The following is an 11082-nucleotide window of genomic DNA, read 5'->3' as shown; positions in this document are numbered from 1 at the left end:
CTGCTCGCGCGCCTGCTCATCTTCCCTCCGACACAGAAGCCCTACATCATCGCCTGGTCACTATGGCGACGACGACACCAGGCGGCCGCGACCCTCTGCCACTATCAAAGACGCAAATATGCGCAACTGTAGTACTAGGCGAGGAGACGGGCGTGTAGCCTTTCGCGCAGGGCCTCGTCCACGCCCAGCACCTCGGCGAGGTAGGCGTCGAGGCTGCCGTGGCGTTCGAGGATCGCCGCAAAGGCCGTCTCCAGATAGTCGGCGTGCACCGAGACCGCGACCCGCAGCGCCGCGTCGGAAGCCTTGATCCCCACCTGTTTCTCCAGCCAGGGGCCGAGGAACTCCATCTTCCGCGCCATGCGGCTTTCGTCATTGGTCAGGAGATAGTCGGCCATCAGGTCGTCGTGGCCGACGCCCGCCACGTGGTGCGTCAGCGCGCAGATCAGGCCCGTGCGGTCCTTGCCCGCCGCGCAATGCACCACGATCGGCCCCTCGGTCTGCGCCAGGGTGCCGAAGTAGCGGGTGAAGAGGTCGATGTGCCGGGGCTCGAACGGCGCGCGGCGGTAATAGCCCATGCCATCGTTGTAGAACCACTCCGGCGGCAAATCTGTGAGGCCCTTCATCAGGTCCGCCCAGTCGCCGTGGTCGGAGACGATATCGTTCTCGATGATCTGGCCGTCGAAGCCGGCCCAGCGCTTGGAGGGCTCACGCCTGCGTTCTTCGCTGCGGCGCAGATCGACGATGGTCGCCAGGCCCATCTCGCGCATCCGCTGCAGGTCCGCCTCGCTGGCGTAGGCGTGGTTGGCCGAGCGGTAGAGCAGGCCCCGCTTCAGCGGCCGTCCGTGCACGGTGTCGTAGCCTCCGAAATCGCGGAAGTTCTCGATGCCGTCGAAGTCGATGTGCCGGGCGTTGGACTGGGTCATGGGCCGGCCAGATAGCCGGATTTGCGCGGCGGATCGAGGGCCGGTCTCTGCGGTCAGCGGCGGACGTGGACGACGGCCCAGCGGTCGGCGTAGAGCCGCCGCCATCCCGGCATTTCGTCCATGGCGTCGGCCACCGGCGATCCGGCCTTGAACAGGGTCCAGCCGATCTGGCGTGCGTCCAGCGTGGCGGCCAGCGCCGCGCGGTCTGGCCGGATCAGCCGGTCGTAGGCTTCGAGCCAGGCATCCCCGTAGAGATCGGCGCGGCTGTCGATGAAGGGCGCCACGCCGTGGCCGATGAGATAGCCGCCGAAGCTGTATTCGTTGAGGACATGGGTCTGCCGCGTCGCGGCAGGAACGGCGGCCAGCGCCGAAGCGGGCCTGTCGACGTCATCGCCCAGGACCACCGGCCACGCGAGCCGACCCGCCGCCAGCAGGAGCGCGATCGACAGGGCCGCTGTGGTCAGGATCGGCGTCCTGGCGGGCCGCTCGCCCGACGCGGCGGCATCCGCGCCCTGGCCAAACGCCCGCGCCATCGGCGCGGCCAGGATCAGGGCGCCGATCACGCCCAGCATCTGCTCATACCGCGTGTGCTGCAGCGCCAGGTAAAGCAGCAGCAGGAGCAGCAGCGCGCGGATGACCGGCAGCCGCAGCGGCCGGGTGATCGCCACGAAGAGGGTCGCCAGCAGGGCGACCTCCAGGGGTCCGACCGTCGCAAAGCTGGCCGGCGCCCATTCGCCGATGTGCGCCAGGCTCTTCATCCCCAGGAGCTGGATGGGGAACAGCAAGGTCCCGACGCCGTCGGGGCTGATGACCGCCATCGCCGCCGCCGCCAGCCCGAACGTCCCCCAGCGCAGGACGACGTCACGACGCGCCCCGAACGACGGCGCGGCCAGCAACGCCTCCAGCGCGAAGGGCCCGATCAGCGCCAGGCCGAACATGAAACTGCCGTGCAGGTTCGCCCATAGCGCCATCAACGGCAGCACGATCCAGCGGGGGCTACGCGCCTCGGCCCGGGCCCGGATCAGCTCGGCGGTCCAGATTTCCAGGATCGGCAAGGCCAGCATATGCGGCCGCGCCAGCAGGCTGCCGGTCCCGAGACCAAGGCCGAGCGCCACGAGACAGAGGAGCGGGAGGCCGTCCACCCAGCGGCTGAGGTCCCGGCCCAGCAGCCAGGCGGTCAGCCCCATGGCGGCCGCCGTCAGGATCACGACGGCGCTCCAGCCGCCCACGCCGAACGCGCCGCCCAGAAGGATCTGGGCCAGCCATTCGTGGGTATGCCAGGCCGCGCCGGCGAAGGTGTAGGAGAACGGGTCGCTGTGGATCACGGCGCGCCGCGCGATCATCAGCCGGCCGGCCGCCACGTGCCACCAGCTGTCCCCGTCGTTCAGGAGCCGCGTTGAAAGCGCCGCCAGGAACGCCAGGACGGCCGCGGCCGGCGGCGCCACGCCGCGCATCGCCAGGCGCGTGGAAAAACCTGCCCCACCGCCGGTCGATGTTCGTCCTTGCATCGGTCGCGCCCCCTCGATCCGTCGCCCGTCAGGATTGTGGTCAGGTTTGCCGAGTAGGCTGCGCGGGTGAAGATTTGGTCGCTACAGGCGTTGCGGTTTTGGGCGGCCTTCGCCGTCGTACTCTTTCACGCCTACACTTGCACGATTCAGACCGTCCACGAGTTTGGCGTTCTGGGCGAGGGCGCCGCGCTTTTCGGCCGGGTGGGCGTCGACGTCTTCTTCGTGCTCTCGGGCGTGATCATCACCCTGACCTCGCAGGGCCTGACCGCCGGGGCCTTCATCGCCCGGCGCGCGCAGCGCATCCTGCCGCTCTACCTGCCCCTGGCCATCTTCTACCTCGTCGGCCATGACCTGATGGTTGGGAGCGTGGACTGGCGGCAGACCTTCACGAGCCTCACGCTCTGGCCGGCGCTCGACCGGATGGTCCCGCCTGCCCTGCCCGTCGCCTGGACCCTCTGTTTCGAGGTGCTGTTCTACACCGCCGCCGCCCTGGTGATCTGGCGGCCGAAGCTCATCTGGGCCTTGCTAGCCCTGTTCGTGACGGCGCTCTGCTTGCGGTCCAGCCCGCTGCTGCGCTTCATCGGCAATCCGATCATCCTGGAGTTCCTGATGGGCGTGGGCCTGGCGCGGCTGCCCCGTTGGCGCGGCGCTATTTGGCTGATCCCGGTCGGCCTGGCGGCGACCTGGCTCCTCGGCCCGATGGTCTATCCCTTAGGGCCCTCCATAGTCGACTTCCTGAACGGTGACATGGCCTGGGGCCGGGTCCTGGGCTTGGGCTTGCCTGCCGCCCTGATCGTCTGGGGCACCCTGCAGATCGAGGCCCGGGAAGGCGTGCAGACCCGGCTGGGCGACGCCTCCTACGCCCTCTACCTCATACACTTGCCTATAGTGGGCCTGATCAGCTTGGCGCTTTGCCGGGTCCGGGGCCTGCCGCCGGACATCATCGTTCTGACCGCCGCGGCCGCCAGCGTCGCCCTGGCGTGGCGGGCCCACGTGCTGTTCGAAAAGCCGATGCTCGCCTGGGCGCGCCGCCCGGCGTTCCGCCTCAAGGCCGCCTGACCGCGCGCCGTGCTCAGCGCCCGCCCGGGCCCGCCGGCGGCGTACCATTCTCGTACTCGAAGCCCGGCTCCTTGGCCGCCTTGCTGCTCGCGCCGCCGAACCGGTAGTCGAGACGGAAAAAGACCGAGCGCGTCACGTTCAGCCCGTTGAAGCGCTCGACAAAGGTTGGCGTGTCCAGCCGCCGCTGGAACTTGTTGCTGGCCAGCAGGTCCTGCACGGTGATCGTAGCGGTGATCCGGTCGTTCAGCTTGTGCCGCCAGCCCAGGTTCACCGCGTAGTTGGGCAGGATGAAGCCCTGGGCGATCAGCCGCCTGGGCCCGACGCTGGCGTTGAACTGCAGCATGTCGTTCGTTGTGGCCTGCCAGTTGAGGTTCAGCCGGCCGCCCATCGCATAGGCGGACTCCGACGGCGCGTTGGCCACCAGATTCGCGGCATAGATCTGGTTCCAGGAAATGTTGGTCGAGGCGTTGTAGCTGAGCGTCGAGGTCAGCTTGCCGTTGGCGCTGAGCTCGAGGCCCGTCGCCTGATTGCGGCCGATGTTGCCGAAGCTGTACTCGATGACGCCATCGGCGAGCTGCTCCTCGATCTGGTTTATCTGGTTGACCTTGCGCCGGTAATAGAGCGTCGTGGTGTAGGTCGTCTGGCCCCGCCGCTGCTCATAACCGAGTTCATAGGACTGGGTCTCTTCCGGCTTCAGATTCGGATTGCCGACCGCCACCTCGCGGGAATCGAGCACCTGCAGCAGGGGATTGAGCAGGAAGGCCGGCGGCCGCTGCACACGGCTGGAGAAGCTGGCCGTGACCTTGCGGTCGTCGTCCAGTTTGTAGCCGAGGTGCAGGCTCGGATAGGCCTTGGCGTAGTCCTGGCCGGTGCGCTGGCCCGAGGTGAGCTGGGCGAGGCGCAGGTTCAGCTCCTCGATCCGCAGGCCGCCCTGGACGCTCAGGTCGCCGAACGCATGCTCATAGGTGGCGAAGGCGGCATTGATGGTCTGGTGCAGCAGGAAGTGGTTCGCCAAGCTATCCACCGGGACCAGCGTCGCTTCCGTCGGCCCCAGGCGTTCGACGTAGTTCAGGTCGTTGTCGTCGTGCTTCAGTTCATAGCCGGCCTTCAGCGATCCCCCGGCCAGGTGCTGGTCGTAGCCGACCCGAAGTTCCGCGTGATGGTCGCCCTCGTCGTTGCGCGTCGCCTCGAAGGGAACCGCGGCCAGCGGCAGCAGCTGCTCGGACATGTAGAGGTAGTTGTTGTGGTATTCCGAGGCGTTGTAGATCGCGTCGACCGACAGATCGTGCCCCTCGGAGAAGGTGTGCCGCCAGCCGGCGTTCAGGCTCTTCTCCAGGTTCAACCCGCGCCGCTCGGCGTGCTCGTGCAGGATGTTGGCGGGCAAGCCGTCCGGGCCGTCGATGGTGTAGACGGTGTCCGGGTGACCTTGGGCCAGCAGCTCGTTGTAGGTCGCCGAGCCGGTGAACTGGTCCTTCTCCTCCGGCGTATAGGTCACCGAGAGCCGCGCTGTAGGCCCCCGCGCCAGATTGCGCCCGATGCCGGTCTGGCCGCTCTTCACGAGGGCGCCGGTGGTGGGATCGACGGTCGTGCGCTCCGTGTCGCCGTGCTGTTTGTTGTTCTGGTAGTTGCCGGCCAGCGAGCCGGTGACCGCCAGCTTCGGCGAGTTGTAGCCGAAATTGACGCCCTCCCGCTTCAACCCGGCGCTGGCGACGGTGGCGTAGGCCGAGCCGGTGACGCCGGCGCCGTGGCTCTTCTTGGTGATCAGGTTGATCACCCCGCCGGAGCCTTCCGGGTTCAGCGCCGCCGAGGGATTGGTGATCACCTCCACCCGCTCGATCTGGTCGGCAGGCAGCTGTTGCAGGGCGTCGACGCGGCCGGCCCCGTCGAACGACGCCGAAGGCTTGCCGTCCACCAGGATCGTGACGTTGGGATCGCCCCGGATGCTGAGGGTGCCCTGGACGTCGACATCCACCGACGGCAGGTTCTTGAGCGCGTCGGCGATGGAGCCGGAGGTGGCGGCCAGGTCCTTGCCGAGCGTGTAGCTCTTCCGGTCGATGGAATTTTCGACATCCGGCGGCGCAGCGCCGGTCACGGTGACGGTCTCGACGGTATGCCCGTTCGCCGGCGGCCTGGCGGGCGCGGCGGCCTTGGCCTTGTTGGCGGGCGCGGCGGACGGCTTGGCCGGCGTCGCCTGTGCGGCCGGCTGGGCGGGCGCACTGTCCGCCGGCTTCGCCGCCTGGCTCTGCGCCATGGCGGAGCTTGCGCCCAGCAGGACGCAACCCACGGTCGTCAGGCCGACCCGCCAATTCCTCAAGCCTGCCATGGGCGGCCCCCGTCCCCGAAGAACACATTCGCCCAACGCCGGGTGGCCAAATGAAGGCTCGATTGGACAAGATACAGCCGTAATTTAAGCGGCGGACCGCTGTCAATTTACATTTGTCATCCAGGCGAAGATTTCCTAGCCCGGGCCGGGCGCCGGCCCGCCGTTCTCGTACTCGAAGCCGGGCTCCTTGGCGGCCTTGGCCGCGCCGCCGCCGAAGCGGTAGTCCAGGCGGAAGAACACCGCGCGGTTCACCGGCCGCACATCCAGGCGCTGGAACAGGATCGGCGTGTCGGCGTGCAGCTGAAAGCGACTGCCGGCCAGCAGGTCCTGCGCCGTCACCGTGGCGGTCAGCCGGGGGTTGATCGTGTGCCGCCAGCCCATGTTGAGCGTGAAGGCCGGCTCGCTCTCGCCCTGGGTCGCCAGTCGCCGGCCGCTTTCGATGGCGTTCAGCTGCACCATGTCGTCAGGGCGCACCTGCCAGTTGAGGTTGGCCCGTCCGCTGACGCCGCCCACCTCGTGATGACCGAGCGCGATGGCCAGGTTCGAGGTGTCGGTCCAGTTCACATAGGGGCTGAGGCTCAGGCTGTAGCTCAGCTTCGACGTGAGCTTGCCATTGGCGTTGAAGTCCGCCCCGGCGGCGCGACTGATGCCGAAGTTGGCGATAGTCGACCGGAACAGGCCGCCGCCCAGGTCGACCAGGGTCTGGGCGAAGTCGTGGTTGGCGTTCCGATAATAGAAGTTCGCCTGATAGTTCTGCCCGCCCACGTGCTGTTCGTAGCCCAGCTCGTAGATCTGCACCTCCTTGACCTTCAGGTTCGGGTTGCCGACCTGGATGTCCTGCGGGCCCAGTACATAGACCAGGGGGTCCAGGAACACCGGCAAGGGGCGCTGCACGCGCACGCTGTAGCTGGCGGTCAGCTTGCGCTCGTCATCCAGCTTATAGTTCAGGTGCAGAGTCGGATAGGCCCGCTCGTAGTGCTGGCCGTCCCGCTCGCCGGAGGTGAGCTGGGCCAGGGTGAAGCGCACGTCCTCCGCGCGCAGCCCCGCCTGCACGCTCAGATCGCCGAAGCTGCGCTGGTAGGTGGCGTAGAGCGAGTTCACCAGCTGGCCATAGAGGTAGTGGTTGGCCAGGCTCGGCTGCAGGATCAGCCCCGACTGAGTCGGCCCCTTGGCGTCGGAATAGTCGGCGTCGTTGTCCTCGCGGCGCAGCTCGTAGCCCGCAGTCAGCGATCCGCCCGCCAGCTTCTGGGTGTAGACGACCCTCAGCTCCTCGTGGTGGCGGCTGTCGTCGTCGCGGATCAGCTCCAGCGGGACCGGCGTCGCCGGCAGGGTCGCAAAGACCGTGTTCAGCGTGTGATCGCGCGCCAGGCCGTCATTGTAGACCGCATCCGCCGACAGCTCGTGGCCCTCGCCGAAGGTGTGCTTCCAGCCGGCCGAGATGCTGTTGTCGGTCTCCAGGAAGCGACGGCGCCCCGACCGGTCTTCGATCAGCACCGGCACGCCGCCCACGCCGTCGTCGGTGTATTTGTCGTCCGGATGGCCGTGCACCAGCAGCGAATTGTAGCTGATGGCCCCGGTGAACTGGTCCTTGTCCTGCGGCGTCCAGGTGAAGTTCACGCGCCCGTTCGGCCCGCGGGTCAGGTTGCGCCCGATGCTGTCGTCGAAGTTCTTCAGGAACTGGCCGCTGGCGGCGTCCAGCCCGTCCCGTTCATTGGCCACGTGGTTCTTGTTGCGCTGGTAGTTTCCGGCGAACGAGGCCGTCACCGCCAGGGTCTGGGTGTTGTAGCCGAAGTTCACCCCAGCCCGTTTCAGCCCGGCGCTGGCGGCGGTGACATAGGCCGAGCCGGTCAGTCCGCCGCCGCGGCTCTTCTTGGTGATCAGGTTGATGACCCCGCCGGTGCCCTCAGGGTTCAGCGCCGCCGACGGATTGGTGATCACCTCGACCCGCGCGATCTGGTCGGCGGGCAGTTGCTGCAGGGCGTCGGCGCGGCCATTGCCCTCGAAGGCCGGCGACGGCTTGCCGTCCACCAGGATGGTGACGTTCTGGTCGCCGCGCAGGGAGAGGTTCCCCTGCAGGTCCACTTCCACAGCCGGCACATTGCGAAGCGCGTCGGCGATCGAGCCGGTCGTCGCCTGCAGGTCCTGGCCGAGGGTGTAGGTCTTCTTGTCGATGGAGGTCTCGACCTGCGGCGCGGCGGCCCCGGTGACGGTGATGGTCTCGACGGTGTGGGTCTTGGGCGCGGGCTTGGCCGGCGCGGCGGCCTTGGCCTGGTCGGCCGGCTTGGCCGCCGAGGGCGGGCTCTCCGCCGGCTTCGGCGTCTCGCCCTGCGCCAGCGCCGCCGTGGCGCCAAACAGCGCGCAGCCGGCCAGCCCGGCCCAACAGATCCTCGATTTCGCCACGAAGCGGCCCCCGTCCCCGACAAACACAGTCATTCAACCTCAGGTGGCCAAATGAAGGCCTCGCAGGAGCAAGTACAGCCGTAATTTGCGCCGGGCCGAGCTGTCAAACCTTGACCCATCGGCGCCGCAATCTGGGCTAGACTGAAACCCACCCTCAGCGGTTCGCATACAACCCGAGGGATGTAGGGAGAACGCCATGACTCCACGCTTCAATCCGACCGCGGCGGCGCTTGCCATCGCCGCCCTGACCGCCACCCTGACCGCTGCGGGGGCGGCCGGCGCGACGACGGCGCCCGACAAGGCCGTCCCCAAACGCGATTGCTTCGCCAGCAACAGTTGGGAGGGCTGGAGCGCGCCGGGCCACAGCGATTTCCTGTACCTGCGCGTGGGTGTTCGCGACATCTACCGCGTAGACCTGACCCCCGGGAGCCACGTCTACAAGGACGGAGACCGCTTCCTGATCAACAAGGTCCGCGGGTCGGACTGGATCTGCTCGCCCCTGGACCTCGACCTGACGCTCGCCGACCACCAGGGCTATCGCGAACCGCTGATCGCGCGGGCGTTGCGCAAGCTGACGCCGGAAGAGGTGGCGGCGATCCCGCGCAAGGACCTGCCCTGACGGCCTGACCCCCTACCGGAACGGCGGCTCGTCGAAGCTGCGCAGCTTGCGCGAGTGCAGGCGCGGGCCTTCCTGACGCAGCAGGTCCATGGTGGCGATGCCGATCCGCAGGTGCTGGCCGATGGCGCGGTCATAGAAGGCGTTGGCCTGGCCAGGCAGCTTGATCTCGCCGTGCAGCGGCTTGTCCGACACGCAGAGCAGGGTCCCGTAGGGCACGCGGAAGCGGTAGCCTTGGGTGGCGATAGTGGCGCTTTCCATGTCGATGGCGACCGCCCGGCTCTGGTTGAACCGAAGTGCGCTCGACGAATAGCGGAGCTCCCAGTTGCGGTCGTCCGTGGTCACCACCGTACCGGTGCGCAGACGCCGCTTCAGCACCTCGCCGGTCTCGCCGGTGACGATCTCGGCGGCGCGGTTCAGCGCCACCTGCACTTCGGCGATCGGCGGGATCGGGATTTCCGGCGGCAGGGCGTCGTCCAGCACGTGGTCGTCGCGCAGATAGGCATGCGCCAGGACATAGTCGCCGATGGTCTGGCTGCCGCGCAGGCCCCCGCAGTGGCCGATCATCAGCCAGGCCTGGGGCCGAAGCACCGCCAGGTGGTCGCAGATGGTCTTGGCGTTCGACGGACCCACCCCGATGTTGACCAGGGTGACGCCCGCGCCGTCCTTGGCCATCAGATGATAGGCCGGCATCTGGTGCTTGCGCCAAGCGGCGGCCTGAACCACCGCCTCCGGGTCCTCCGTCGAGGCGTCGACCAGCACATTTCCAGCCGCCGAAAGCGCCGTGTACGGACCGCCAGCCTTGATCTGTTCGCAGCCCCAGCGGACGAACTCGTCGACGTAGCGGATGTAGTTGGTGAACAGGATATACTGCTGGACGTGGGTCGCGGGCGTGCCGGTGTAGTGCGCCAGCCGCGCCAGGGAAAAGTCGGTGCGCAGTCCGTCGAACAGCGCCATGGGCCGCGGTTCGTCCGCTCGCTGCGCCCAGGATCCGTCGACGATCTCATCGCCGATATAGGCCAGCTCCGTCGTCGGAAAATGCCGTGCGATCTCGGCGGAGCCGATGTCCGCCAGGGCGATGTCGGCCTGGCCGTCCAGGACGTAGGGGAAGGGCATCTCCTGCGTCGAGCGGCCGACCTCGATCTCCACCTTGAAGTCTTCCATCAAGAGGCTGAGCTGCTCGATCAGATAGCCGCGGAACAGGTTGGGCTTGGTCACCGTGACCGCATAGTGGCCCGGCGCGCCGATGCGGGCGTAGGCGCGGCTGGTGCGCGGGAACGGCTGTCCGGCCGGCCAGTGCAGGCGCAGCTCCGGATAGACGAAGGCCCCGGCCGCGCGCACCGCCGGGTCGGGCGGCGGCCCTCCGGCCAGGAATTCCTTCAGGGCGCCCCTCAGGGCCTCGACCGTCTTGCGGTATTCGTCTTCGAGCCGATCAACGATGCCGGCTGCTGCTGTCTTCGATGTCATCGCCCCATTATAGCCGCCCCCGCCCAAGCTTGGCGAGCCGCCGCGATTGTGGGTCCTGAAGGCCGCGGAGCGGCGCCGCAACTAAGAATGGCCACGGAAAACACGGAAAGAGCACGGAAGGAGATTCGATCTCCGAAGTTCGGGGGGTGATCTGATTGCGCGCGATTCAATTCAGCTCCGACCTCTCAGCCGACCTGCCTTCCGTGCTCTTTCCGTGTTTTCCGTGGCTAAAAAGACTGAGCTTTCGCTGCCGCGGAGTCTCGGAAGCGTCGTCTCTTTTTCCGGCAGTGCAGCGTCGGGCGCGATCCACGCACCGGCTGGGATGGACGAAGCCAAGCTTCCCAGCGACAAAGGCGCCCGAAGAAACGCCCCGGGACCCTGAATGAACCGCCTTTTCTCGATCCTCATCGTCGTGGCCATGGTGCTGGGCGTCATCGTCGGCTGGGGGGTCCATCAATACGCCACGCCGGCCATGGCCAAGACGGTCGCCGGCAACCTCTCGATCATCACCGACGTCTTCCTGCGGCTGATCAAGATGATCATCGCGCCCCTGGTGTTCACCACCCTGGTGGTCGGCATCGCCCACATGGAGGACGGCGCGGCCATCGGCCGGGTCGGCGGCAAGGCGATCGCCTGGTTCATCGCCGCCTCGCTGGTGTCGCTGACCCTGGGCCTGACGATGGTCCACTGGCTGCAGCCGGGCGTCGGCCTGAACCTGGCCCTGCCGCCGGTCTCCGCCCACACCGACGCCGTCGCCGCCTCGATGACCCTGAAGGATTTCGTCAC

8 protein-coding genes are annotated in these 11082 nt (G+C 67.8%); 3 read left to right on the top strand and 5 right to left on the bottom strand.

What is annotated here, in order from left to right:
- Positions 1-134: 134 nt before the first annotated feature.
- Positions 135-923: a tyrosine-protein phosphatase gene (locus tag VHS75_RS18885; protein ID WP_329640164.1), complete on the bottom strand. Its 789-nt coding sequence runs from the start codon at positions 921-923 to the stop codon at positions 135-137.
- Between the two features lie 53 nt (positions 924-976).
- Complete coding sequence (locus VHS75_RS18880) at positions 977-2431, bottom strand: hypothetical protein (RefSeq protein ID WP_329640163.1); 1455 nt, start codon at positions 2429-2431, stop codon at positions 977-979.
- Positions 2432-2497: 66 nt separating this feature from the next.
- On the opposite strand from VHS75_RS18880, the gene VHS75_RS18875 reads away from it, so the two are divergent.
- Positions 2498-3490 (top strand): acyltransferase, encoded by a 993-nt coding sequence (locus tag VHS75_RS18875; RefSeq protein ID WP_329640162.1) that lies wholly within the window; start codon positions 2498-2500, stop codon positions 3488-3490.
- A gap of 13 nt (positions 3491-3503) precedes the next feature.
- On the opposite strand, the gene VHS75_RS18870 is transcribed toward VHS75_RS18875, so the two are convergent.
- Together VHS75_RS18870 and VHS75_RS18865 are read right to left on the bottom strand one after the other, a co-directional pair.
- Positions 3504-5813 (bottom strand): TonB-dependent receptor domain-containing protein, encoded by a 2310-nt coding sequence (locus tag VHS75_RS18870; RefSeq protein WP_329640161.1) that lies wholly within the window; start codon positions 5811-5813, stop codon positions 3504-3506.
- Positions 5814-5948: 135 nt separating this feature from the next.
- Complete coding sequence (locus VHS75_RS18865; RefSeq protein WP_329640160.1) at positions 5949-8246, bottom strand: TonB-dependent receptor plug domain-containing protein; 2298 nt, start codon at positions 8244-8246, stop codon at positions 5949-5951.
- Between the two features lie 163 nt (positions 8247-8409).
- Here VHS75_RS18865 and VHS75_RS18860 point away from each other — a divergent pair, with 163 nt between their 5' ends.
- A complete protein-coding gene (locus VHS75_RS18860; protein WP_329640159.1) occupies positions 8410-8832 on the top strand; it encodes a hypothetical protein in 423 nt (140 codons plus the stop codon).
- A gap of 12 nt (positions 8833-8844) precedes the next feature.
- On the opposite strand, the gene VHS75_RS18855 is transcribed toward VHS75_RS18860, so the two are convergent.
- Positions 8845-10296 carry an AMP nucleosidase gene (locus tag VHS75_RS18855; protein WP_329640158.1) on the bottom strand — a complete coding sequence of 484 codons (1452 nt, stop codon included), beginning with the start codon at positions 10294-10296 and terminating at the stop codon, positions 8845-8847.
- 382 nt (positions 10297-10678) lie between these two features.
- Between VHS75_RS18855 and VHS75_RS18850 the strand changes: the two genes are divergently transcribed.
- A partial coding sequence (locus tag VHS75_RS18850; protein ID WP_329640157.1) for a dicarboxylate/amino acid:cation symporter occupies positions 10679-11082 on the top strand: 404 nt, incomplete at its 3' end.

Source organism: Phenylobacterium sp. (genome assembly GCF_036264965.1).
Classification (GTDB): Bacteria; Pseudomonadota; Alphaproteobacteria; order Caulobacterales; family Caulobacteraceae; genus Phenylobacterium.
The sequence above is the reverse complement of the archived record's forward strand: the minus strand, read 5'-3'. Positions and strand labels throughout refer to the sequence as shown.

Excerpts from the sequence above, each read along its gene's own strand:
- VHS75_RS18885 (WP_329640164.1), bottom strand. The coding sequence starts at position 923 with ATGACCCAGTCCAACGCCCGGCACATCGACTTCGACGGCATCGAGAAC.
- VHS75_RS18880 (WP_329640163.1), bottom strand. The coding sequence starts at position 2,431 with ATGCAAGGACGAACATCGACCGGCGGTGGGGCAGGTTTTTCCACGCGC.
- VHS75_RS18870 (WP_329640161.1), bottom strand. The coding sequence starts at position 5,813 with ATGGCAGGCTTGAGGAATTGGCGGGTCGGCCTGACGACCGTGGGTTGC.
- VHS75_RS18865 (WP_329640160.1), bottom strand. The coding sequence starts at position 8,246 with ATGACTGTGTTTGTCGGGGACGGGGGCCGCTTCGTGGCGAAATCGAGG.
- VHS75_RS18860 (WP_329640159.1), top strand. The coding sequence starts at position 8,410 with ATGACTCCACGCTTCAATCCGACCGCGGCGGCGCTTGCCATCGCCGCC.
- VHS75_RS18855 (WP_329640158.1), bottom strand. The coding sequence starts at position 10,296 with ATGACATCGAAGACAGCAGCAGCCGGCATCGTTGATCGGCTCGAAGAC.